The sequence below is a fragment of the Flavobacterium sp. CBA20B-1 genome, assembly GCF_028473145.1.
In the GTDB taxonomy this organism is placed as follows: domain Bacteria; phylum Bacteroidota; class Bacteroidia; order Flavobacteriales; family Flavobacteriaceae; genus Flavobacterium.
The window spans coordinates 751725-776089 of the sequence record NZ_CP092370.1 but is presented as its reverse complement, the minus strand read 5'-3'; the positions used below and the strand labels follow the sequence as shown (position 1 = coordinate 776089).

The following is a 24365-nucleotide window of genomic DNA, read 5'->3' as shown; positions in this document are numbered from 1 at the left end:
GCAAATAATATTATTTTAGGTTTATATTTGTTTTTTAAAATGCATTAAAATGATCGATTTAAAAGTAGATTGGAAAGAATCATTACTTATTTTACTAGGTTTGGTTGTAATTGTTCTGTTGTTCTATTTGTTTAACAGAAAGTCAATTGCGCGCGAGAAACAAACCGAAGCGTTTTTACGGGAACGCTTACAGCACCAAGGAAATGCCTTTGCACCGCAAGAACCAGCCCGAAAAGCTACGCCACAAATTGTGCAGGCTTATGAGCGATTAATTATTTTGATGGAACGTATAGATTTACAAAAATTAGTGGTTCGAGTGGCACCTATTTCAGAGTTGAAGCAAGATTATGCCTCATTTCTAATTCAAAATATTGAACAAGAATATGATTTTAATATCTCGCAACAATTGTATGTTTCCGAAGAAGCATGGGCATTGATTGCTACCGCGAAACAAACCATTATTCAACAAATTTTAAAAACAAGTTTAAAAGAAGAGGTGCAAGATGCCCATACATTACAACAGAAATTATTGCAAGTAAGAGAATCGAATTCTGTTACCGACTTGGCAAAAAACAGATTAAAGCAAGAATTTAAAGATTTGGTTTAATTTTTGATAATAATTAGTCGTAAAATATTAAAAATAAGAATGATGAAAAAGTTTTTAACCCTTTTAGGAATTGCTTTTTTAGCAAGTTGTGAATCGTCGGACACTTGTCATTGCGAAGTGTATGAAAATATAGGCACCGAAGAACAGCCGCAGTTAAGATACATTGGCAGTTTAGACGGAAATTGTGACGATAAAATTAAAGAAGAAGACAAAATATATCAAAACGTAAGTTGCGATTAATCCTTATGAACAGCCTGTTTGGGCTGTTCATTTAATTTTCATATATTCGCTAAAATAAAACATAGTATATGAAATTTGGAATAATACGCGAAGGGAAAACACCACCTGACAAAAGGGTAGTTTTTTCGCCGCAAGAATTATTAATCTTTAAAAACACCTATCCTACTGCAACTTTTAAAGTAGAATCTTCACCAATTAGAGTTTTCAAAGATGAAGAATACGAGCAATTAGGTTTTGAAATAACAGAAGACATGGCAGATTGCGATGTGCTTTTTGGCGTTAAAGAAGTGCCTATCGAAAAATTAATTTCTAACAAAACGTATTTCTTTTTTTCACATACCATAAAAAAACAAATATACAATCAAAAGTTGCTTAAAGCTTGTTTAGAAAAAAACATTCGTTTAATTGACCATGAAACATTGGTTGATAATAAAGGAACACGCTTAATTGGTTTTGGTAGATATGCCGGAATTGTTGGCGCTTATAATGCTTTTAGAGCTTTTGGAATAAAGTTTGATTTGTTTAATCTCAAAAAAGCCGAAGAATTAAAGACTCAAAAAGATTTAATTGATCGCTTAAACAAAGTGTTTCTTCCTCCTATCAAAGTGGTTTTAACAGGAAAAGGCAAAGTAGGATTTGGTGCGAAAGAAATTTTAGACGGAATGAAGATGAAAGAGGTTTCAGTTGAAAAATTCTTGAATAAAGAGTTTGATGAGCCTGTTTATGTGCATATCGATGTTGAAGATTACTATAAAAAAATTGATGGAACAACCGGTTCATTTGAAGATTTCAAGAAAAATCCTTTGGATTACACCAGCGATTTTGAAAAATTTTCGAAAGTAGCCGATATTTTTATTGCCGGACATTTTTATAAAGATGGGTCGCCAAAAATATTAACAAAAGAAATGCTGAACCATGCAAACAATGCCATAAAAGTAGTTGCAGATATTTCTTGCGATATCAACGGACCCATTGATTGCACTTTGCGAGCTTCAACTATTGCCGATCCAATTTACGGATATTATCCGCGAGAAAACAAAGAAGTAGCAATTGATCATCCTGCGGCGGTAGTGGTAATGGCAGTTGATAATTTACCGTGCGAGTTGCCAAAAGATGCAAGCGAAGGCTTTGGAGAAATCTTTTTAAAAGAAATCATTCCTGCTTTTTTTGATAACGATAAGGAAGGTATATTGGAAAGAGCCACTATTTGCGAAAATGGAAAATTAACCGAACGATTTTCCTATCTAAGTGATTTTGTACAATAATTATACACAAACATCCTGAGTTTTTGCTCAGGATGTTTTGTTTAAATAGTCATTGAAAACAATTGGGTTGAAGGTGTGTTTTGAATTAAATATTCATCAAAAGCCATACAGATATTGCGTACAAAAGTTTTACCCAAATGAGTAACCGTTAATTGATTGTTTTCAATTGTAATCAATTCATCGTTCAAAAATTCATTCAAACGATTTTGCAATTCCTCTTTAGGAATTATTGCATAAACAGCCGTTAAATCGGTACTGTATCGGCAAATGATATCTGTGATACAATGGCGCAAAACTAAATCATCATTTGATAAAACATGCCCTTTAAAAACAGGAATTTCATTTCTTTCGATAGAAGCTAAATACAAAGGAATTTGTTTTTCGTTTTGTGCAAAAGCATTTCCACAATCGCTGATTGCCGATGCTCCCAAACCAATCAAAACTGTTGTTTTAGAAGGCGTGTATCCCATAAAATTTCTGTGCAATTGCTTATTCTTAGATGATTTATACAAATCATCTGTTGCTTTTGCAAAATGATCCATCCCTATTTCGTAATAACCAAATTGCTGCAATAACGTTCTTCCCTCTTCATAGAGCTGTCGTTTATATTCGCTTTTCGGAAGATCATGGTTTTTAAAACCCCGTTGCCCATTTCCTTTCATCCATGGCACGTGTGCATAGGAATAAAAGGAAATTCTATCGGGCATTATCTGTGCTGTTTTATAAATAGTGTCTTTTATACTTTCAATTGTTTGAAACGGCAATCCATAAATAATATCATGAGTTATAGATTGATAGCCGATTTCTCTGGCTTTCAAAGAAACGGCACTCACTTGGTTAAAAGCCTGGTTTCTGTGAATTGCTTTTTGCACTTTTTCATCATAATCTTGCACACCAAAACTCACTCGCTTAAAACCTAAATCAAACAAAACTTGCAAATGTGTTTCTGAAGTATTATTAGGATGTCCTTCAAAACTCATTTCTAAATGCTCATGTTTTACAGATTTTTCAAAAATTCCATCAACCAATCTTTTTAATTCCGTACTACTAAAAAAGGTAGGCGTACCGCCACCCAAATGCAACTCTTTAATAATAGGCTTACTTCCAAACAGATTCAAATACAAATTCCATTCTTTTAAAACAGCATCGATATATGGTTGCTCTACTTTGTGCTGCTTTGTAATGTGTTTATGACACCCACAAAAAGTACACAAACTTTCACAATATGGCAGATGAATATATAACGATATGCCTTCAGTGCTATTGGTTAAATCAAAATTTTGTTGCAAACGAGCGATCCATTTATTACTTGAAAAATAAGCTTGATTCCAAAAAGGAACAGTTGGATAACTTGTGTATCGGGGGCCGGGAACATTATATTTGTTAATTAAGCTATTCATTACAAAACTTTTAAACAAAAATAATAAGAGGCAAAAAAATAAATTCTGATATTTGTCATAAATAAACAATTCGTACTATGAAAAAAGTCATTTTAGTTTTAAGCATTCTTTTAAGTGGATTATCGGTTCATGCACAAAATATCGAAATGGATCAATTAATGAAACTCACAGAAAAAACACCTATTTTAATAGATGTGAGAACCACTGAAGAATACAAAGAAGGTACAATACCTGGCGCAATGAATTTGAATATTCATGAAGAAGAATTTACAAGAACCATACGTCATTTTCCAAAAGATAGAGAGCTAATTGTTTTTTGCCAGTCCGGTGTAAGAAGTACAGAAGCTTATGAGTTATTAAAATCACTTGGTTTTGAAAAAGTTTCGCAGTTAAGTGGTGGTTACGAACATTGGAAAAAGCGTACGGAAGATAGTGCTGATAAATAATTTTTAAGATTTCTATAAGAATTTATCACGGGAAAAGGTGCTATATTTGAAATTATATCTAAAAAAATAAATAAAAATGGACCAAGCGTCTTTTCAAAGTTTTATAAAAACCGTTTTAATTATTGTATTGGTTTACTATCTATTTAAGTTTACCTTTAAGTTGCTAGCACCCTATTTACTCAACAAAGCGGTTAATAAAGTTTCTGAAAACTTTCAAAAACAACAGCAAGCCTATCAAAATCAACATAATCACCAAACACAAAAACCTGATTTTGAAAGTGAATTAAAACAGAATAAAATTCCGAAAGAAAAAAAGAAAGTTGGTGAATATATCGACTTTGAAGAAGTAGAATAATATTTAAGTCTTGCAATGCAAGACTTTTTTTTCTTCAATTCCTAAATAATAAGTACATTTAGCATCAAATTTATGTACTATGAAAAATTTTAAAAACTATGTACCTCATATTTTAGCAATATTGGGTTTTGTAGTTGTGGCTTTGGCATACTTTTATCCGGTACTTTCGGGCAAGCAAATCATGCAATCCGATATTGTGCAATACACCGGAATGGCTAAAGAATTAAACGATTTTCGACAAACAAATAACGAAGAAACTTATTGGGTAAACAATGCTTTTGGCGGTATGCCCACTTATCAATTAGGCGCAAAATATCCACATAATTACATAAAAGAATTAGATTATGTGATTCGTTTTCTTCCGCGTCCTGCCGATTACGTTTTCTTATATTTCATAGGATTTTATATACTGCTTTTAACCTACAAAGTAAAACCTTTAAAGGCTTTTATTGGCGCGTTATTGTTTGGTTTTTCCACCTATTTAATTGTGATTTTAGGAGCCGGACACAATGCCAAAGCTCACGCAATTGCTTATATGCCATTGGTTTTAGCTGGTGTGCATCTGGTTTTTAGGAAAAAATATCTTTTGGGAGGAATTCTTACAATGATTGCTGCTGCGCTGGAAATTTCGGCTAATCACTTCCAAATGACGTATTATCTATTGCTATTTTTAGTGATTGTATCCATTTATTATTCCGTATATTATATCAAACAGAAAGAAGTTTCTTCTCTACTAAAAATGTTTGGAATATTTGTTGTTGCTGGAATTTTAGCAATTGGTTTGAATGCAACCAATTTAATGGCTACATCAGAATATGCAAAATTCAGTACCAGAAGCGATAGCGAATTAACAATAGCTCCAGATGGTTCACCGAAAGCATCAACCAACGCAATGACCCATGAGTACATCACAGAGTATAGTTACGGTAATTTTGAAACCTTTAATTTACTCGTTCCCCGAATTATGGGCGGTGGTAATGGCGAAAAAATTGGTACACAATCAGAAACCTATCAATTTGTATTTAATTTTTTACAATCGCAAGGATACGATCCAGCTCCGGCACAACAATTTGCCGACCATGCGCCTACCTATTGGGGCGAACAGCCAATTGTAGCTGCACCAGCATATATTGGAGCTGTGGTGTTGTTTTTAGCGCTCTTGTGCTTTTTTGTAGATGATAGAAAAGCAAAGTATTACTTGGGTGCGGGGGCTGCTGTTTCCATTGCTTTATCTTGGGGACACAACTTCTTTTTAACCGATTTTTTGATTGATACGTTGCCACTTTACAATAAATTCCGTGCCATAACATCTATTCAAGTAATCGCTGAATTATGTTTTCCAGTGCTGGCAATTTTAGGTTTACAGGCATTTTTTAATGCGTCTAAAGAAAAACAGTTTAAAGCTTTAAAAATGTCGGGAATTGTTTTTGCAACACTTCTTGTTGTACTATTTGTTTTAAAAGGAACTTTAGGCTTTGAAGGAACAAACGATTCGTATTATGCGCAAGTTTTTCAACAAGCCGGATCTGATTTTTTGGCTGCTTTAATAAACGACCGCAAGGCAATGTATTCAAAAGATTTATTGCGAACTTTTATCTTTATAGCTTTGGCTTTCGGAGCATTATTAGCATTCAATAAAGAAAAGTTAACTGCAAAAGTTACCGTAATTATCGTTGGTTTTTTAGGTGTGATTGATTTAATTTCTATTGATACCAACTATGTAAACAAAGATAACTTTGTAGCAAAATACATGGTAGAAAAGCCTTTTCAGCAAACACCAGCAGATCAGCATATTTTAAAAGATACTACACATTTTAGGGTTTTTGAACAACAAGGCGGTTTTAGTAGCGCGCGAAGCTCCTATTTTCATCATTCTTTAGGTGGATACCATGCGGCAAAACCTAAGAAAATTCAAGATTTGTTTGACTATCAAATTGCACAGCAAAACATTCAAGTTTTAAACATGTTGAATGTAAAATATGTGATTAATAAAAACGAAGAAGGAGCTGATATTGCCTTAGAAAATCCGGATGCAAACGGAAATGCTTGGTTTGTTAAAAACATTCAAAAAGTAGCAAATGCAGATGAAATGATGACAGCAATGAAATCATTCCAATCAAAAGAAACAGCGTTGGTGTATGATGCAGCACAAGTATCGAAAACAAATTTTGAGGTAGATAGTTTGGCACAAATACACTTATTGCATTATCAACCTAATAAATTAGTATATAAATCACAAAACAAAGCAGATGGTTTTGCGGTATTCTCTGAAATTTACTATCCAAAAGGATGGAATATTTCAATCGATGGAAAACCTATGGAAATGATGGAAGTGAATTACACCCTACGCGGATTATATGTTCCTGCTGGTAATCATGAAATTACATTTGCTTTCGAACCAGAAGTGATACAAAAAGGTAGCACCGTTTCATTAATAACCTCGATCATAGCATTATTAATTGTAATTGCGGGTGTTTTTTACATCTGGAAATCTGCTACGAAAAAAGAGGAAAACCCGAATTAAATCAATAGTAAATAAATCTATTTTAACCAATAAACTACTTTCAAAGCTATGAAAAAAGTGCTCATTATTGCTTATTATTGGCCGCCAGCAGGAGGTCCGGGCGTGCAGCGTTGGTTAAAATTCGTGAAATATCTACCCGAATTCAATATAGAACCAATTGTCTATGTGCCTGAAAATGCGTCCTATCCCATTATTGATAATGATTTAGAAAACGATGTTCAAAACCGCACAATTGTGTTAAAACAACCAATTAATGAGCCTTATAAAATTGCATCGTTTCTATCAAAAAAAAATACCAAAACAATCAGTTCTGGAATTATTAAAGCAAAGAAAAAACAAACATTTGTAGAAAAATTGTTGCTTTATATTCGCGGTAATTTTTTTATTCCAGATGCGCGAGTTGGCTGGGTAAAACCCTCTGTGAATTACTTGTCTAACTATATAAAAAAGAATGCTATTGATATCATTATTACGACTGGACCGCCACACAGCATGCATTTGATTGGTATGGAATTGCAGAAACAATTGTCTGTAAAATGGATTGCTGATTTTCGGGATCCATGGACAAATATCGGCTATCATAAAGAATTAAAACTAAGTGCTAAATCGGCTCAAAAACATAAATATTTAGAAAAGGAAGTTTTAACAAAAGCCGATACTGTTATTACTACAAGTTACACAACTAAGAAGGAATTTGCAGAAATAACATCAAAACCAATTCATGTAATTACCAATGGATACGATGTGGAGACGGTTGAAAAACCAGCTTTAGATACCAAGTTTACTGTAAGTCATATCGGTTCGTTGCTTTCCAAACGAAACCCCAAAATTTTATGGCAGGCATTGAACGAAATTTTAAAAGAAAATGAGCAATTCAAATCCGACTTCCAACTGCAGTTGATTGGTAAAGTGAGTCCTGAAATTTTAGATAGTCTAAAAGAATTTAATTTACAAAATCATACAAAAACAATAGGATATATACCCCATTCAGAAGCATTAAAATACCAACGAAGTGCTCAGGTTTTGCTATTGATTGAAATTGATTCTTATGAAACAATAGGCATCATTCCGGGAAAATTATTTGAATATATGGCTGCCGAAAGGCCCATCTTGGCAATTGGGCCGGAAAAAAGTGATGTGGAAAAAATTATAAAAGACACCAACACAGGTAACTATTTTATTTACAGCGACTTAGGAAGTGTTAAAAAATATATTTTAGATTGTTATTATAAGTACCAACAAAACCAACTAAAAGTAAATGGTATTGGCTTGCAATATTTCAGCCGAAAAAAACTTACCGAAAAATTGGCAGAGGTTATAAACCACCTCTAAAAATCAAAGGAGTTTACTCCGAAAAGTAAACTCCTTCTTTTAAACACACTTTTGCGAAAAAATGAATCTAAAAATTAACTAACCAAAATAACCTTATATTTCGTTTACTTTCTTTTAATTTATAGAATGATTATAGATTGTATTGATATACATTAATCATTAATATTTTACTTACTGTGTTTATCTATTGACTGCTGGCACAAAATTGAACCTTTAAAATGAACTAAATATTACTGTAATATTAAGATAATGTAAAGTTTTATAATTTTTTTTAGCATTGAAAGAGCTTTAAAAACACACAGAATGAGTATAAATTACCGCCATTTTTTGGAATGTATGTCTAATTATATTATTTTTACTAAAAAAGAATATAATATTATGAAAAGAATTTTTTTAGTGAGCTTTTTAGCTCTTACAGGGCTTGCTTCACAAGCGCAAGAAAACGTTTCTAAAAACGCACTTGGTTTACGCTTTGGTGATAGCGATGGTTTTGGTGCTGAAGTTTCGTACCAACGTTTACTTTCTGAAAATAACCGTTTAGAAATTGATTTAGGCTGGAGATCATCTAAAAACTACGATGCTATCAAGGCTACAGGTATTTACCAATGGTTATGGAATATTGACGGTGGTTTTAACTGGTATGCTGGTGTTGGTGGTGGATTAGGTTCATGGTCATACAGTTTACCAAACTACAACGAAAGTGATTTATTTATTTTTGCTGCTGGGCAAATTGGTATTGAATATAATTTCGATATACCGCTACAAGTTTCGCTTGATTTTAGACCAGAGCTTTATCTAAATGGAAACGATTATCACGACAATTTTGGTCCTGATATCGCTTTAGGCGTTCGTTATAAATTCTAATTGCAAATATTTAAAAAGGAGTCTATTTATTTAGACTCCTTTATTTTTGATGTAATTTTATTAATCCTTCTAATGGTTTTTGATAAAAAACACCTGCTTTCAAATGATTTTTGCTTAGTATCGATTCAAATTCTTCTTGCAAAAGAAATGCTGTGGATCCAATGAAATGTATTGGAACATCTGCGTGATTTGCATATTGTTTAATGTAATAATCTATAAAAAATTGAAAACTTTCAGTAATCATCTTTTGCAAAAAAGAATGATTTTTATGCGCAATTAAAAATGGAAGAAATGAAGCCAAATAAGCATTAGGATTAGGTTCTTTATAAAAGTTTTTCTTTATATAATCGGCATCAAGATTGTAAGAAATTTCAAATTCATGCTTTAAATCTGCGGGCATGGCATTGAAATAATAGGCACGAATTAAACGGCGGCCAAAATCTACCCCAGAGCAATCATCCATAGCTAAATATCCCAACGAATTTACTGCCTGCTCTACTTCTTTACCATTAAAAAAACTGCAATTTGAACCCGTACCGTTAATGCAAACAATTCCCGGTTCCAAATCATGGCAGGTTGCATAAACTGCGGCATATGTATCCTCTAAAATTTCAAAAAATTCAGCATTCTCAAAAACGTGCACCAAAGCATCCTGCATTACTTTTTTAGAATGAACGGTACTACAACCCGATCCGTAAAAATATATTTCTTTTAGAGATGTGCGCAAATTGGCAATTTCTTCGTTCGCCAAAATACGTTCTACCAATACATTTGTATTTAAAACTTCAGGGTTTAACCCCAACGTATTATACACCCCTAAATGCTGTTTATTGTTAAACAACAACCAATCTGCTTTGGTAGAACCACTATCAACTACGAATTTCATAAAAATGTCTGAATTAAATTCAAGCACAAAATACGTTATTTTATACAATAATACCTAAAGAGATGGTAGAAAAAATTATGTTGATATTGTATTTTGATATTGTATTTTGATATTTTATTTTGATATTGTATTTTGATATTGAACCGTTTCTCTTTAGTGTCTTACATTTCGTGGGAATTCTCTAAAAACAAAAAACTGTGCCTAAGTTTTAAACTTTGACACAGTTTGAGAAATACTTTCAATTTTTTCTATAAACCATTTGCATATACAATCTGGTCTAAAAGTTTGGCAGAATAACCATATTCGTTATCATACCACGATACAATTTTAAAAAAAGTATCATTTAAGGCAATTCCGGCATCGGCATCAATGATGGATGTTCGAGTGTCCGAAAGAAAATCTTGAGAAACAACCGGTTCGTTTGTAAAACCTAAAATTCCTTTATAATGGGTTTCTGATGCTTTTTTGAAAACATTCATCAAGTTATCATAGGTTGTTGGTTTTGCCAGTTTCACAGTTAAATCAACCACCGAAACATTTGGTGTGGGTATGCGAAAAGCCATTCCTGTTAACTTACCATCTAATTCCGGAATAACTTTTGCTACTGCTTTTGCTGCTCCTGTACTTGCAGGAATAATGTTGTTTAAAGCAGATCGACCACCGCGAAAATCTTTCTTTGAAGCACCATCTACAACCAATTGAGATGCTGTGGCTGCGTGAACAGTGGTCATTAATCCTTCCAGAATTCCAAATTCATCGTTTAATATCTTAGCAATGGGTGCTAAGCAGTTTGTGGTGCAGGAAGCATTTGAAAGAACAACATCATTTGCTGTGATTTTTTCGTGATTTACGCCCATGACAAACATTGGAATATCATCTGATGGCGATGAAATTACTACTTTTTTAGATCCTGCCTGTAAATGTAAACTTGCTTTATCCATTGTTTTAAAAACTCCTGAACAATCTGCAACTACTTCAACGCCCACTTCATTCCATTTTAATAAAGAAGGATCTTTTTCAGATGTAACTCTGATTTTCTTTCCATCGATTACTAAATTAGTTCCATCAATTGCAACTTCTTTTTTGAAAGTTCCGTGAACCGAATCGTACTTTAATAGATAAGCCAATAAATCAATTTCCATTAAATCGTTTATGGCTACAATTTCCACATCGTTTCGCTCGAATGACTCCCGCAAAACCAATCTTCCGATTCTTCCAAAACCGTTTATTCCAATTTTTACTTTTTTCATAACTTATTCTTGATTATATTTTTGTTCTGTTTCTCTTTTTAGATCGTAAATCCATTTTTTGTTATGCGAAATAATTCCACTAGAAAATTCTTTATTACTTGTTTTATACAACTTTTTATTAACGAAAGATTTAAAGCTGCTATTTTTATAATCATAAACATAAATGGTATCTCCTTCAAGTTTATTTAAGTCTCTGCCAGCGGTTCTTCCACCATCATTTCCTCCATATGTTGTAAAATGTTCAACAATATTTACAATAGAATCATTTTCAAATTTTATTAGACTTATTGATGTTGAGAGTTCTCCTGATAAATGAATCTTTAAATATTTAATTTTTGAATTTAGAAAATATGATGATTGAGGCGAAAATGGATCATATTGAAATTTGAATAATTTTGCACCTTCTTTTTCTATTTCAGCCTCAAATTGTTTTTCAAATGTTTTAAAAAATAAAGATTGTTTATTTTCACAACTCAATAAAGTAAAAAACGATAATAAGAGTAAAATATTTTTTGCGTTTGCCATTCAATTATTTATCTATATTGATAATATATCTGATATTCTTATTAATTCTTCATCGATTTTGGCTTCGCCTTTCACTGCTTTTTCCAGCGGTGTGTATGCCATTAAATCGTTTTGCAATCCAATCATTACATTCTTTTTTCCTTTTAATAAAGCTTCAACCGCTGCCACACCAGATCTGCTTGCTAAAACGCGATCAAAACAGCTGGGCGAACCGCCCCGTTGAATATGTCCGATTACCGACACCCGCACATCATATTCCGGTAAATGTTCTTCGACATAATCGCTTAATTCATACACATTTCTGCCTGATTTTTCGCCTTCGGCAACTATAACAATGCAACTCGATTTTCCGGAAGCTTTGCTTCGTTTCAGTTTTTCTAACAATTTCGGTAAACCGATATTTTCTTCAGGAATTAAAATTTCCTCTGCTCCTGCTCCTATTCCTGAATTTAAAGCGATAAAACCTGCATCGCGCCCCATGACTTCCACAAAGAAAATACGTTTGTGCGAGGTGGCTGTATCTCGAATTTTATCAACCGCATCGATCACCGTATTCAAAGCGGTATCATAGCCCAAAGTGTGCGATGTGCCATAAATATCGTTATCAATCGTGCCGGGAATGCCAATAATGGGAATGTCATATTCTTTAGAGAGTTGCATTCCACCGGTAAAACTTCCATCACCGCCAATAATAATCAATGCATCCAATTGATTTTTTTTAAGCGTTTCAATGGCTTTTTGTCGGCCTTCAACGGACATAAATTCTTTAGAACGAGCCGATTTTAATATGGTTCCGCCTTTAGACACTATATATTTTACATCGCGAGGTCCCATTTCTTTTAAGTCGCCTTCTATTAATCCTTGAAAGCCACGAAAAATACCAAAACAAGCTACTTCGTAAAAAGTACAAGCCCTTACTACTGCCCTAATTGCAGCATTCATTCCGGGTGCATCACCACCTGATGTTAACACGCCGATTCTTTTTATTTTGTTTGATTTCATATACCTGCTTATTCAACTAAAGATACAAAAAAAAATGATAAAGCCAGAATCAATTTGGTTCTGGCTTTTTATTATTTTCTTCGGTGGTATCCTCTCTTCTTTTTTCCTGAAATTTTAAGAATTCAATACCGTAATCATCATCTTCCGGAAAGTTTTCATTGTCTGTTTTCTTTTTCTTGTTTTGGCTTCTTTTATTGGCATTTACTAAGATTTTTTTGATTAATTCTTTAAATGTATTAAAATCTACTTCGTATGTTAACCCAACACCCTGTTTATAGCCAATTCCTTCCCCAATATAGTTGATCTCGTTTTCGCGATTAAAAACTCTTGCTCTTAGTGAACCGTCATCGTTTAGCAAAAGTTGCACTTCCACATCGCCCACAATCACGTTTTCTTCACGACCACCAACAGGTACACCTAACTTACTGTTTACCAAAATACGGTCGCTAATTTGGGTAGAAAAAGTAACTCCAACTCGCGCAGATAGATTATCTACATCTCGGTTTGGATTCACTTCGGTTTGGGAATAATTTAACCCTACGCGAAACTTGCCTTCATCGTCTGAAAATAAATCATCGAATAAACTACTTGCGCGTTCAAATAAACTTCCGTAAACAGCACTTCCGCCCGTTCCTGCTGTGATAAATCCGCCTGTTGCTAGCAATGCCATTGCTTGGGTTTCGCGCATATCTTTATCAGCCAAGCGGTATTCAATTTCCGATTTTATACTAGAACTTACATTAGGAAAATCAATCAAGAAATCGATTTCTGGGGTGCTTAAATTTCCTTGTAGGGCAATGGTTACCTTTGTATCAATTTTGCGGTTGATTTCTGAACTTTCTACAATAATTCCTGGGTTTGCTTGGGTTCTATATACAGCTTGCAAATCTAAAATGGCATTTAATGGTTCGCCGTCCCAACGAATGGTTCCGTATTTCACCACATCGAGTTTCTTATCAATAATTCCGCCGTATTTAAAATTGTATTCTCCGTTGTACACCTGAAAATCGCCCCACATATTAAATCGTCCCAAAGTATTGATTTCCATTGTTATAAAACCGGCACCGTTGCCTTTCATTCCATGACCAGAATCGCGGTCTAATAAAATTTCAATTTCGGCATCGGGCGTTATATAAAATTCAAAATTGAGCTGCACTCCTCCAAAACGTGTATTGATTGGCGATGTGTTGATGCCTTTTAAACGGTCTGCTTTTTCCTGAGGAGATAAAAAATGAACAAAGTTGTTATCGCCTAAACCACCTGCATCGTCTAAAGGAATTTTAATATTAGTGCCCTTGTTTGATTTTGCTTCAATTGTCACTACTAAATTTTCTACAGGACCTAATATAGTGGCGCTGCCATCGATAAATGCAGTTCCATAATACGGAGTTCCTTCTTTGTATTCACTATCTAAAGCCAAAAGATTATTGGAAGACAAACGTGCATCAATGTTCCAATTTTTTAATTTGTTGTGCGAAATGGTTCCATTCAGCAAACCTTTTGTTTTATGTTTAGAATCGGTGATGTTTACGTTTCGAAGGATGAATTGGCTTTCGGTTACATCTAACGGTGCATTTTCATCAAAAACATAATCAACACCAGTAAAAACAGGACGCATTCCGGCATTTGATAGATATAGCTTTCCTTCGATATCAGGATTTGTGTGTGTGCCTTGAATGGTTGCACGCCCAGAAGCATCGCCACGAACATCACTCATAATGGAAGATAAAAACGGAGCGATTGCTTTTAGGTTGAATTTATTAAAACCTGCGTCAAGGTTTAAACGGCTTTTGCCTTTTGCAACAGAAATGGCTCCGTTCATATAAAAATTCTCGGTGAAATCGTTTACTATATTCGATTTTACATTAAAATTTTGAAGCGATTCATCGCCAACCACCTCAAAATTGAACAATCCCAGCAACACTTCGTTTATTTCTAAATCTTCAACGGTTATTTTTGATTTTGGCTTAAAAATTTGATCCTCTTGCACAAAAGAAACAGTTCCGTTGATCAAACCTGCAAAAGTTAAATTATTTAAATCGGGCGTGATTTTATCTAATTCCACATTTTTAAAATCCAGCTCTAAATCTTTATAATTTTTGCCGTTCATGCTTCCATTTAATAAAACCGTTTGATCTTTATGAGAAAGTTCAATATCTTCTATTATAAAATCATTTATTTCTTTATTAAAAATAATGCGGTTTTTATTATTGTTGAATTCATTTAAAAACCAAACAGATTCTTTAAACTGAATTTCAGATTTTTGGATGCCCACAACCGATTTATTTTCTTCGTTTATGGTGTGGTAAAAATTCAGGTAGTATTTGTCAGCCGCTTCTGTTCCTCCTTTAAATTGGGTATCGGCATAAAGTGTATCGTTTTTCTTGGCATTGTTCAGCACAAAATCATATGCTTTGTAAAACTTTAAATCAATAGTATCAATAGCGATAAATGCATTCTGATTTTCGCGCAAACTGTTAATATCAATTTGAATATTACTGAATTTATTGTTGTCGTATTTTACAAATGGCGCATTCATGTTTAAGATAAATTCACCGGTATCTGCAGTAATTTTACCAGAAAAAGACGTTTCATTTGCAATTTCGAGCTTCGGAACTAATAAATCGATGATTTTGTTTTGAAATTGCAAATCGTATTCAATATAAGAATTTGTTGCAATGGGATTAGGAGAATAGTTTTGGTACAAGCTTCCCAGCGAATTTTCTACAATTCCTTTTAACTGGTTGAATTTAAAATTTCCGCGAATAAATCCGTTTACAATATCGGTGGATTCTATATCAATTTGGCGGATATTATTCGGTTCAAAAGAAGATTTCACCAAAAAGTGATCAAAAATATAGGTTGCGTTTGCGTTGGTATAAGTGGCGTTATCGGCAAGAATTGTTCCTTCAAAGGTATCTAAGTTTTCGCCCGTTCCCATCAATTCAAAATGTCCGTTAAATACACCCAAAGAATCTTTAACAATATGCAAAGCATTCATGTTTAAATGCTGCACATCTACTTTAAAATCAACCGCCGTTTTATCTTTTGACAGATCTAAAGTTCCGTTGAAATCGAGCAGTGCATTTGGATCGTTACTAACCAAAGTTCCAGTATATGCGGGCAGCTTCAGGTTTCCATCGATCGTAATATCTTTGTAAGAATAGTTGTTAAACGTAAACTGCTGCACCTGACTTTTGATGATTGTGTTGAAAGATTCCGGATCGAAACTTTTACCATCAACACTTGCTGTTAAAGTAGCTGTGCCAATTTTTTCGTTTTCGATCAATCCGCCAATATCAAAATTATCAAGCGTAATATCGCCTTTATAAGTAGCATTTTGCTTTTGGTTAACGTTCCATAATTCCACATCGGCTTTGGCAAAACCGAGATTTGTGATGGCTTCGAGATCAGCATCCACATAAAAATTTTCATAAGCTACGAAACCTTGTAGATTTAAAAGTCCTAATTTTTCTAACTGAACGGGCAACGATTTTCCTAAAATATTTGGAAGCAGTGCCACAGCATTTGAACGCGTAATATTCATGCGATTCAAATTTGCTTCCACCCGAAACGGATTTTTCTTTACAAAAAGGTTTTTTAAGGTAAAATTGCCAATAATTTCTGAACCTAATTTATCAGACAACTGGGTGTTTTCCAACTTAATATCATTTAAAGTACCGGTTGCTTTTGTATTGATATACAATGTATTATCAGTTCCGAATTCTTTATAAAAATACTTTAAATCGTTAGTAGCAATTTTAGATTTATTCAGATCAACTGCCAAATTTACCTTTTCGGTAAAATATTTCAAATCGCCTTCGGCATAACGCATCGCGATATTTCCTTTGATATACGATTCTTCGGTTTCAACAGCAAACGGTCTTAAATCCATACTCGTTTTCGTCATAGAAAAGCTCGTAACCAGATCTTTAATGTAAATTCCGCGTTTGTCTTTTAACGATAATTTGCTAATATCTGCACTAATATTTGCACCTTGAACCAGCAACTTGTCTAAAGAACCGTTCATTTCTTTGAAATCAATTGGGGTGTTGCCGGTATGATCATCGGTAATTTTAAAATGACCATTTGTTAGGTCTAAATGATCAATTTTCATCAAAAAAGTACCTTTTCCAGGTTTTCCGTCATCAAAAACGGCAATAAATTTATCTAAATTGGTAAGCGAATCGCCTTTGTATTTGTGAATAAAAAACTTAACATCCTGAATTTCGGTGCTTCCAAATAATAATTTACCTTCCGTAAGTTGCTTGAAATCAGTAATATCCGTATAAAGTCGGTCAATGTAGGCTAGATCATTATTTCGGTCATCTAAAACGTGTATCTGCTTTAAAAGTACATTTCCATCTAACTGCACAGCAACTTGACCGATAGATGTTCGAATATTAAATTGTTCGTTAATTTTTGTGGTTGCGTAATGCGCCAGTTCTGTTTGAACAATTGGAGTGGTAATGATAACTGCCACCAATATAAAAACCAGTGCCACGCCCAACAACAATGCAAACAGTATTTTAAAAAGTTTTTTGATAGCCGTATTTGTTTTAAATTTGCTTATTAAAATTGAAACAAAAATAATTAATTTATATAAAGTTTATGTGCAATTTTTACTCTTTTACGCATAAACTGTACCATTTTTTTTTAATGAAAAACAAAAACTACATATTAGCGATTGAAAGTTCGTGCGACGATACCGGTGCTGCCGTATTATGCAATGATAAAGTATTGAGCAATGTGGTGGCAAAGCAGGAAATTCACGAGCTGTACGGCGGTGTAATTCCCGAACTGGCATCGCGTGCGCACCAACAAAACATTGTGCCTGTTGTAGAAGTTGCGTTACAAAAAGCCGGCATACAGAAAACCGATTTAAGTGCCATTGCATTTACGCAAGGTCCTGGTTTGATGGGATCGTTGTTGGTAGGTGGTTCGTTTGCAAAATCGTTAAGTATGGCTTTGAACATTCCGCTGATTGCCGTAAACCACATGCACGCTCATATTTTGGCTCATTTTATTGATGAAGAAGGATTTGACAAACCGACTTTTCCGTTTTTAGCGATGACCATTAGCGGTGGACATACACAAATTGTGAAAGTGAATTCTTTTGTTGATATGGAAATTTTAGGTGAAACAACCGATGATGCTGTTGGCGAGGCTTATGATAAAACGGCAAAAATATTAGGTTTTCCTTATCCTGGCGGACCTTTGATTGACAAACACGCTCAAAACGGAAATCCAAAAGCTTATGCTTTCACGAAACCAAAAGTTGATGGATTGAATTTTAGTTTTTCGGGATTAAAAACGCAGATTTTATATTTTATTCAGAAAGAAGTTCAGAAAAATCCAGATTTTATCAAAGAAAACATTGATGATATCTGTGCATCTGTTCAAAACATCATTATTAAAATTTTGATGGATAAAATTAAGCTTGCGGTTGAACAAACCGGAATTACACAGATTGCAATTGGCGGCGGTGTTTCGGCAAATTCGGGGATTCGCAAAGCCTTAAAAGAAACCGAAACCAAATACGGCTGGAAAACTTTTATTCCTAAATTTGAATATACCACTGATAATGCCGCGATGATTGGTATTGTGGGGTATCACAAATTTCGTTTAGGAATTTTGAGTGATGATGAAGTAGTTTCTAAAGCAAGATTAGAATTTTAATTATGCAATTATTTTACGCTCCAAATATAGACAATGATACAAATGAATTTACTTTTGATAAAGAAGAAAGTAAACACATTGTTAAAGTTTTACGTAAATTAGAAGGTTCTATTTTGCACATTACCAACGGAAAAGGTTTTTTATTTGTTTGCGAAATTATTTTAGCATCAGAAAAAAAATGTGTGGTTACAATAAAAGAATCACAATTTATTAAAGCAAGAAACTTTAAAATTCACATGGTAGTTGCACCAACTAAAATGAACGATCGTTACGAATGGTTTTTAGAGAAAGCTACCGAAATTGGTGTGAATGAAATTACACCGATTATTTGCGATCACTCCGAAAGAAAAATTATTAAAACCGAACGTTTTGATAAAATTTTAATCAGTGCCATGAAACAATCTAACCAAATGTATCTCCCTGTTTTAAACGAGCCAATAAAACTGACTGAATTTTTATCGAAAGAAATCAGCGGACAAAAATTTATTGCACATTGTGAAGAAACCGATAAAGTGGAATTAAAAGATCGAATGGAAAAAAAGCAGCATTACACTTTATTAATTGGTCCGGAAGGTGATTTTTCTACCAACGAAATTAATAAAGCAATTGCGAATGGTTTTTTGCCCGTTGCTTTAGGAAACACACGCTTGCGTACCGAAACTGCTGCCATTGTTGGTTGCCATACGTTTGCCTTATTAAATAATTAAAATGAATTTATCAGCTGATTTAAAGCAATTTATAAACGATAACTTAAAGAAAGACATTAATACTTTAGCTTTAAAGAAAAATCCGTTTCCAGATTGTGAATGGTCGTGGATTTTAAATCAGATACAAGCAAAACAGAAAGCCGAAAAGAAATTACCCACTTGGTTTGCAAATAATGATATTGTTTTTCCCAACACATTATCTATCGAACAAACTTCATCGGAAGCCTTGGCAAAGTTTAAAAGCGAATTAATTTCAGGAGAAAAACTAATCGACTTAACTGGAGGTTTTGGTGTGGATGCTTTTTATTTTGCCAAACGATTTAAAAAAGTAATTCATTGTGAATTTCAAGAAGATTTATCGGCAATTGTTCAGCATAATTTCAACGTTTTGAATGTTGATAATATTGAAGCTATTTCTGGCGACAGTATTACTTACCTTAAAAAATCGACTGAAAATTTCGATTGGATTTATATTGATCCTGCACGAAGAGATGATAAAAAAACAAAAGTTTTTCTATTAAAAGACTGTACACCAAACATAGTTGAATTGCATGATTTGTTGTTTGAAAAATCAGATAACATCTTAATTAAAGTTGCTCCGCTACTTGACATTTCGTCTATATTAAACGAATTAAGTAATGTTAAAACCATTTACGCGATTGGTTTACAAAACGAAGTGAAAGAGCTTTTAATTGTTTTGCAGAGAGATTTTATAAAAGAACCAGAGTTGATCGCAGTTAACATCTCAAACGATGGAACCTTTCATCAAGATACATTTCCTTTAAATGATGCTATGGATTGCCAATTATCGCTTCCGTTCAATTATTTGTATGAACCATTCAGCAGTTATTTAAAAATAGGTGTTTATAACCATCTTACCATTAAATTTAAGGTGCAAAAGTTGCATAAACATTCGCATTTGTACACTTCCAACGAATTAATTGATTTTCCAGGAAGATCTTTTAAAATTGAACAAATTATTCCGTACAATAAAAAAGAAATTAAATTTTTAGAAAATACAAAGTGTAACATTACTACTCGAAATTTCCCTTTAAAAGTAGAAGAAATCCGTAAAAAACATAAAATTAAAGATGGTGGCGACTTGTACGCATTTTTCACAACCGATTTAAAGAATGATAAAATAGTGGTGATTTGTAAAAAAATAACGACCGATAGTTAGTCGGTCGTTATTATTATTTCTAACTTATTTATAATACTGAAATTATCTTTTAGATTCCTACGGAATGACAAAAATACTGTAAATATAATGATATACTTATTTTTAATATTTTAACTCTAATGTTTTAGAAGTTTCTGCTCTTAATTCTTTTAATAATTCCGGATGATCGTTTAATTTCAATCCAAACGAAGGAATCATTTCTTTGAATTTTGCCTGCCATTCTGCTGACTTATACTCATTTGGGAAACATTTTTCAATCAATTGCAGCATAATGGTAACGGTTGTAGAAGCTCCTGGTGAAGCACCTAATAAAACCGCCAAACTTCCATCTGCAGCATTCACCACTTCGGTTCCAAAAGCCAACTCTGCTTTACCATTTTTATCGCGCTTCATGGTTTGCACACGCTGACCGGCAATTTCCAATCGCCAATTTTCTTGTTTTGCATTAGGAAAATATTGTCTTAATGACGCCAGTTTCTTTTCAGGTGAAGCCAACACTTCAGAAATTAAATATTTGGTTAATGCCATATTGTCTAAACCAGCACCAACCATCGTTCCGATGTTTCCTGTTGAAATAGATTTGAACAAATCCCAATACGATCCGGTTTTTAAAAATTTGGTTGAAAAACCTGCATACGGCCCAAAAAGTAATGATTTTTTACCATTTACAAATCGAGTGTCTAAGTGTGGAACCGACATGGGTGGTGCACCAACAGATGCCAATCCGTACACTTTTGCAAAATGCTGTTCTGCCAATTGCTCGTCTTCGCAAACCAACCATTGACCAGAAACTGGAAATCCGCCGTAGTGTTTTCCTTCGGGAATTCCCGATTTTTTTAATAATAAAATAGAGGCTCCACCTGCACCAATAAATACAAATTTTGCTGTTATGGTACGTTTTTTCCCGGTTTTTATATCTTTAACAAAGATGTTCCATTTACCATCTTTTGTGCGTTTTAAATCGTAAACCTCTGTATTAAAAGTAACACTTACACCATTTTGGTTTACCTGATGCTTGATCATTCGGCGGGTTAATTCACCAAAATTCACATCGGTTCCCAAATTCATATACGTTGCGGCAACTTTATCGTTTTCACTGCGATTTTGCATGATAAGCGGTGCCCATTCTTTAATGGTTGCTTTCTCTTCGCTGTATTCCATTGCTTCAAAAAGAGGTTCTTTCTTTAAAGCTTGGTATCTTTTTTGAAGGAAGTTTACATTTGCATCGCCCCAAACAAAACTCATGTGCGGCACCGAATTCACAAACGTTTTAGGTGATTGAATAATGTTTTTTCGAACAAGATACGACCAAAACTGACGCGATTCTTCGAACTGTTCGCAAATATTCAAAGCTTTTGTTGTATCAATCACCCCATTTTTTTCGGGTGTATAGTTCAATTCACAAAAAGCTGCATGACCGGTTCCGGCATTGTTCATGGCATCAGAACTTTCTTGAGCAGCACTGTCTAAACGCTCAAAAATCTCAATGGTGGCATCGGGATTTAATTCTTTTAACAATAATCCAAGCGTAGCACTCATGATTCCAGCACCAATTAATACGATGTCGCTTTCTGTACCTTTGTTTGTTGACATTTTAAAATGATCTATTATTTTAAACTTTTGTTGTGTGTTCTATTAGCGGTTGCTGTTCATATAATCTTGCAACAAAATAGTCGCTGCAATTTCGTCAACCAATGCTTTATTTTGGCGTTGCTTTTTCTTTAATCCGCTGTCAATCATTGTTTGAAATGCAATTTTGGATGTAAAACGCTCATCCATTCTAATAATTTCAATTTGCGGATACAAGTTAGCTAATTTTTCTACAAATTGATTAATTTCAGCTCCGATACTTGACGCCTCATTGTTCATGCGTTTTGGTTCACCCACTATTATTTTTGCAACTTTGTCTGTTTTAAAATAGTTTTCTAAAAACGGAAAAATATTTTTTGTTTCAACAGTTGTCAATCCCGATGCGATGATCTGCATTTCATCTGTCACGGCAATTCCGGTACGTTTTCCACCGTAATCAATTGCCATAAGTTTGAAATTATTTGTATTCAAACGTTCTGTAATTAGATTGTATGGTTAACTTTTTAGAATTAGAAGCTTCTACCCTTCCAACAATTTGCGCATTAACGTTAAACGATTTAGAAATGGCAATAATTTCTTCGGCAATTTCTGGGTTCACATACAATTCCATTCTATGGCCACAGTTAAAAACCTGATACATTTCTTTCCAACCAGTTTGCGATTGTTCTTGTATCAACTTAAATAACGGCGGAACATCGAACAAATTGTCTTTAATTACGTGGACATTATCTACAAAATGCAAAATTTTTGTTTGTGCACCACCCGAACAATGCACCATTCCGTGCACATCATTTGCGTTGAATTTTGCTAAAATTTCTTTGATAATAGGTGCATAGGTTCGCGTAGGTGAAAGTACTAATTTTCCTGCATTTACGGGAGCTCCTTCCACTTCATCGGTCAATTTTTTGGCACCCGAATAAATCAAATCTTTTGGAACAGATGGATCAAAACTTTCCGGATAATTTTCTGCCAGATAATGTGCAAAAACATCATGACGAGCAGATGTTAAACCGTTGCTGCCCATACCGCCGTTGTACTCATTCTCGTAAGTTGCCTGTCCGAAAGATTCCAAACCAACAATAACATCGCCCGGTTTAATATTGGCATTGTCAATAACATCGCTGCGTTTCATTCGAGCTGTAACGGTAGAATCTACAATAATTGTTCGAACCACATCACCAACATCAGCCGTTTCGCCCCCTGTAGAATGAATGGTAACTCCGAATTTCTTTAAATCACCGATTAGTTCTTCTGTTCCGTTGATGATAGCCGAAATGACTTCGCCCGGAACCAGATTTTTATTTCTACCAATTGTAGAAGATAACATGATATTATCTGTTGCACCAACACATAATAAATCATCGATATTCATAATTAAAGCATCTTGTGCAATGCCTCTCCAAACAGATAAATCGCCGGTTTCTTTCCAATACAAATAAGCCAAAGACGATTTTGTTCCAGCGCCATCGGCATGCATAATCAAACAATAATCTTCATCATTTGTTAAATAATCTGGAACAATTTTGCAGAAAGCTTTAGGAAATAAACCTTTATCAATGTTTTTTATAGCGTTGTGCACATCTTCTTTTTGGGCAGATACCCCGCGCTGTGCATAACGATTGGTGCTATTATCTGAATTCATATTTTTGTGTGTTGTTGTGCAAATTTACATTTAAAAACAATGTTTTGCAATGGAATTAATAACAAATATATAACGATTGTACAATTTGTTATAAACTACGCAAAATCGTAGTAGCGTCGGCTTGTGTTTGGGGTAAAATAGTTATATCGGCAACTTGAACATGTTTCGGTTGATTTACTGCAAAAGCAATGGTTTCTGCTATATCTTCAGCTTTTAGTGGTTGGTAGCCTTGATAGACTTTATTTGCAATAGCTTCATTACCTTTAAATCGAACCAAAGAAAATTCTGTTTCAACGGCTCCTGGTGCAATTCCGGTAACTTTTATTCCCAAAGGAAGAAAATCTAATCGCATACCTTTTGTAAGGGCTTCTACTGCCCATTTTGACGCACAATAAGTTGTTCCGTTTGCATAAATTTGCTTGCCGGCAATCGATGAAATGTTGACAATATGTGCTTCACTAGAAGTTTTAATAAAAGGCAAACATGCTTTGGTTACATAAATCAATCCTTTAACGTTGCTGTTTATCATTGCGTCTAAATCATCTAAATCGGCATCTTGAAAACTTGCCAAACCATGTGCATTTCCGGCATTGTTAATCAATACATCGATGTTTTGCCATTCAACAGGAATTGTATCAAAAGCATTAAAAACTTCTTCTTTTTGGGACACATCAAATGTTAGTATTAAAGTAGGTGTATCGGCAAGTTCGGTTTGTAGTTTTTGCAATCGTTCCACTCTTCTTCCACAAAGTATCAATCGGTTGCCTGCAGCTAATTTTTTGGCAGTTGCATAGCCAATTCCTGAACTGGCGCCCGTAATGAGAATTGTTTTCATTTTAATCTGGATTTTTTGTAAAGATAAAACACATTT

At 34.0% G+C, this 24365-nt stretch carries 21 protein-coding genes; 11 read left to right on the top strand and 10 right to left on the bottom strand.

The annotated features are described in order from the left end of the window. The first annotated feature begins 49 nt into the window (after positions 1–49). From MG290_RS03885 to MG290_RS03875, 3 genes are all read left to right on the top strand, one after another. Positions 50–607, top strand: coding sequence for a DUF7935 family protein (locus MG290_RS03885; RefSeq protein WP_264562595.1), 558 nt, complete (start codon positions 50–52; stop codon positions 605–607). 42 nt (positions 608–649) lie between these two features. After that, positions 650–847, top strand: a complete 198-nt coding sequence (locus MG290_RS03880) for a hypothetical protein (RefSeq protein WP_257498944.1) — start codon at positions 650–652, stop codon at positions 845–847. Between the two features lie 68 nt (positions 848–915). Continuing rightward, positions 916–2112 carry an NAD(P)-dependent oxidoreductase gene (locus MG290_RS03875; RefSeq protein WP_264562594.1) on the top strand — a complete coding sequence of 399 codons (1197 nt, stop codon included), beginning with the start codon at positions 916–918 and terminating at the stop codon, positions 2110–2112. Positions 2113–2153: 41 nt separating this feature from the next. Here the strand turns inward: MG290_RS03875 and hemN are convergent, their stop codons facing one another. Next, on the bottom strand, positions 2154–3512 hold the full coding sequence (hemN, locus tag MG290_RS03870; protein WP_264562593.1) for an oxygen-independent coproporphyrinogen III oxidase: 1359 nt from the start codon (positions 3510–3512) through the stop codon (positions 2154–2156). Positions 3513–3589: 77 nt separating this feature from the next. Here hemN and MG290_RS03865 point away from each other — a divergent pair, with 77 nt between their 5' ends. The 5 genes from MG290_RS03865 (at position 3590) to MG290_RS03845 (ending at position 9033) form a co-directional block, all read left to right on the top strand. After that, the gene (locus MG290_RS03865) at positions 3590–3958 is read left to right on the top strand and encodes a rhodanese-like domain-containing protein (RefSeq protein ID WP_264562592.1); all 369 of its coding nucleotides are present in this window, start codon (positions 3590–3592) and stop codon (positions 3956–3958) included. 76 nt (positions 3959–4034) lie between these two features. Beyond that, positions 4035–4313, top strand: a complete 279-nt coding sequence (locus MG290_RS03860; protein ID WP_264562591.1) for a DUF4834 family protein — start codon at positions 4035–4037, stop codon at positions 4311–4313. A 79-nt stretch (positions 4314–4392) separates the two neighbouring features. After that, a complete protein-coding gene (locus MG290_RS03855; RefSeq protein ID WP_264562590.1) occupies positions 4393–6837 on the top strand; it encodes a YfhO family protein in 2445 nt (814 codons plus the stop codon). A gap of 48 nt (positions 6838–6885) precedes the next feature. After that, the gene (locus MG290_RS03850) at positions 6886–8169 is read left to right on the top strand and encodes a glycosyltransferase family 4 protein (RefSeq protein WP_264562589.1); all 1284 of its coding nucleotides are present in this window, start codon (positions 6886–6888) and stop codon (positions 8167–8169) included. Between the two features lie 378 nt (positions 8170–8547). Then, positions 8548–9033: a hypothetical protein gene (locus MG290_RS03845; RefSeq protein ID WP_257498937.1), complete on the top strand. Its 486-nt coding sequence runs from the start codon at positions 8548–8550 to the stop codon at positions 9031–9033. A 40-nt stretch (positions 9034–9073) separates the two neighbouring features. On the opposite strand, the gene MG290_RS03840 is transcribed toward MG290_RS03845, so the two are convergent. From MG290_RS03840 to MG290_RS03820, 5 genes are all read right to left on the bottom strand, one after another. Continuing rightward, on the bottom strand, positions 9074–9919 hold the full coding sequence (locus MG290_RS03840) for an N-acetylglucosamine kinase (protein ID WP_264562588.1): 846 nt from the start codon (positions 9917–9919) through the stop codon (positions 9074–9076). A gap of 248 nt (positions 9920–10167) precedes the next feature. Beyond that, positions 10168–11169, bottom strand: coding sequence for a type I glyceraldehyde-3-phosphate dehydrogenase (gene gap / locus MG290_RS03835; RefSeq protein WP_264562587.1), 1002 nt, complete (start codon positions 11167–11169; stop codon positions 10168–10170). Positions 11170–11172: 3 nt separating this feature from the next. Continuing rightward, on the bottom strand, positions 11173–11694 hold the full coding sequence (locus tag MG290_RS03830) for a hypothetical protein (RefSeq protein ID WP_264562586.1): 522 nt from the start codon (positions 11692–11694) through the stop codon (positions 11173–11175). 12 nt (positions 11695–11706) lie between these two features. Further along, on the bottom strand, positions 11707–12696 hold the full coding sequence (gene pfkA / locus MG290_RS03825; protein ID WP_264562585.1) for a 6-phosphofructokinase: 990 nt from the start codon (positions 12694–12696) through the stop codon (positions 11707–11709). A gap of 49 nt (positions 12697–12745) precedes the next feature. Next, the gene (locus tag MG290_RS03820; protein WP_264562584.1) at positions 12746–17200 is read right to left on the bottom strand and encodes a translocation/assembly module TamB domain-containing protein; all 4455 of its coding nucleotides are present in this window, start codon (positions 17198–17200) and stop codon (positions 12746–12748) included. Positions 17201–17355: 155 nt separating this feature from the next. Between MG290_RS03820 and tsaD the strand changes: the two genes are divergently transcribed. From tsaD to MG290_RS03805, 3 genes are read left to right on the top strand one after another with little or no spacing between them, the layout of a single operon-like run. Further along, positions 17356–18375, top strand: coding sequence for a tRNA (adenosine(37)-N6)-threonylcarbamoyltransferase complex transferase subunit TsaD (gene tsaD / locus MG290_RS03815; RefSeq protein ID WP_264562583.1), 1020 nt, complete (start codon positions 17356–17358; stop codon positions 18373–18375). 2 nt (positions 18376–18377) lie between these two features. Next, positions 18378–19082, top strand: coding sequence for a 16S rRNA (uracil(1498)-N(3))-methyltransferase (locus MG290_RS03810; protein ID WP_264562582.1), 705 nt, complete (start codon positions 18378–18380; stop codon positions 19080–19082). A 1-nt stretch (position 19083) separates the two neighbouring features. Beyond that, positions 19084–20262 carry a class I SAM-dependent methyltransferase gene (locus MG290_RS03805; protein ID WP_264562581.1) on the top strand — a complete coding sequence of 393 codons (1179 nt, stop codon included), beginning with the start codon at positions 19084–19086 and terminating at the stop codon, positions 20260–20262. 102 nt (positions 20263–20364) lie between these two features. Here the strand turns inward: MG290_RS03805 and mqo are convergent, their stop codons facing one another. The 4 genes from mqo to MG290_RS03785 all read right to left on the bottom strand — a co-directional run bounded on the left by mqo (position 20365) and on the right by MG290_RS03785 (position 24329). Continuing rightward, on the bottom strand, positions 20365–21855 hold the full coding sequence (gene mqo / locus MG290_RS03800) for a malate dehydrogenase (quinone) (protein ID WP_264562580.1): 1491 nt from the start codon (positions 21853–21855) through the stop codon (positions 20365–20367). 42 nt (positions 21856–21897) lie between these two features. Continuing rightward, positions 21898–22299, bottom strand: a complete 402-nt coding sequence (ruvX, locus tag MG290_RS03795) for a Holliday junction resolvase RuvX (protein WP_264562579.1) — start codon at positions 22297–22299, stop codon at positions 21898–21900. A 10-nt stretch (positions 22300–22309) separates the two neighbouring features. Next, positions 22310–23494 carry an AIR synthase related protein gene (locus MG290_RS03790; RefSeq protein ID WP_264562578.1) on the bottom strand — a complete coding sequence of 395 codons (1185 nt, stop codon included), beginning with the start codon at positions 23492–23494 and terminating at the stop codon, positions 22310–22312. Positions 23495–23582: 88 nt separating this feature from the next. Next, positions 23583–24329 carry an SDR family NAD(P)-dependent oxidoreductase gene (locus MG290_RS03785; protein WP_264562577.1) on the bottom strand — a complete coding sequence of 249 codons (747 nt, stop codon included), beginning with the start codon at positions 24327–24329 and terminating at the stop codon, positions 23583–23585. Positions 24330–24365: the final 36 nt, after the last annotated feature.

Bases quoted from the DNA above. Each gene is read 5' to 3' on its own strand.
- MG290_RS03855 (WP_264562590.1), top strand. From the start codon at position 4,393: ATGAAAAATTTTAAAAACTATGTACCTCATATTTTAGCAATATTGGGT.
- MG290_RS03875 (WP_264562594.1), top strand. From the start codon at position 916: ATGAAATTTGGAATAATACGCGAAGGGAAAACACCACCTGACAAAAGG.
- MG290_RS03850 (WP_264562589.1), top strand. From the start codon at position 6,886: ATGAAAAAAGTGCTCATTATTGCTTATTATTGGCCGCCAGCAGGAGGT.
- ruvX (WP_264562579.1), bottom strand. From the start codon at position 22,299: ATGGCAATTGATTACGGTGGAAAACGTACCGGAATTGCCGTGACAGAT.
- tsaD (WP_264562583.1), top strand. From the start codon at position 17,356: ATGAAAAACAAAAACTACATATTAGCGATTGAAAGTTCGTGCGACGAT.
- MG290_RS03880 (WP_257498944.1), top strand. From the start codon at position 650: ATGAAAAAGTTTTTAACCCTTTTAGGAATTGCTTTTTTAGCAAGTTGT.
- pfkA (WP_264562585.1), bottom strand. From the start codon at position 12,696: ATGAAATCAAACAAAATAAAAAGAATCGGCGTGTTAACATCAGGTGGT.
- MG290_RS03785 (WP_264562577.1), bottom strand. From the start codon at position 24,329: ATGAAAACAATTCTCATTACGGGCGCCAGTTCAGGAATTGGCTATGCA.
- MG290_RS03860 (WP_264562591.1), top strand. From the start codon at position 4,035: ATGGACCAAGCGTCTTTTCAAAGTTTTATAAAAACCGTTTTAATTATT.
- mqo (WP_264562580.1), bottom strand. From the start codon at position 21,855: ATGTCAACAAACAAAGGTACAGAAAGCGACATCGTATTAATTGGTGCT.
- MG290_RS03845 (WP_257498937.1), top strand. From the start codon at position 8,548: ATGAAAAGAATTTTTTTAGTGAGCTTTTTAGCTCTTACAGGGCTTGCT.
- hemN (WP_264562593.1), bottom strand. From the start codon at position 3,512: ATGAATAGCTTAATTAACAAATATAATGTTCCCGGCCCCCGATACACA.
- MG290_RS03830 (WP_264562586.1), bottom strand. From the start codon at position 11,694: ATGGCAAACGCAAAAAATATTTTACTCTTATTATCGTTTTTTACTTTA.
- MG290_RS03865 (WP_264562592.1), top strand. From the start codon at position 3,590: ATGAAAAAAGTCATTTTAGTTTTAAGCATTCTTTTAAGTGGATTATCG.
- MG290_RS03805 (WP_264562581.1), top strand. From the start codon at position 19,084: ATGAATTTATCAGCTGATTTAAAGCAATTTATAAACGATAACTTAAAG.
- MG290_RS03790 (WP_264562578.1), bottom strand. From the start codon at position 23,494: ATGAATTCAGATAATAGCACCAATCGTTATGCACAGCGCGGGGTATCT.
- MG290_RS03840 (WP_264562588.1), bottom strand. From the start codon at position 9,919: ATGAAATTCGTAGTTGATAGTGGTTCTACCAAAGCAGATTGGTTGTTG.
- MG290_RS03885 (WP_264562595.1), top strand. From the start codon at position 50: ATGATCGATTTAAAAGTAGATTGGAAAGAATCATTACTTATTTTACTA.
- gap (WP_264562587.1), bottom strand. From the start codon at position 11,169: ATGAAAAAAGTAAAAATTGGAATAAACGGTTTTGGAAGAATCGGAAGA.
- MG290_RS03810 (WP_264562582.1), top strand. From the start codon at position 18,378: ATGCAATTATTTTACGCTCCAAATATAGACAATGATACAAATGAATTT.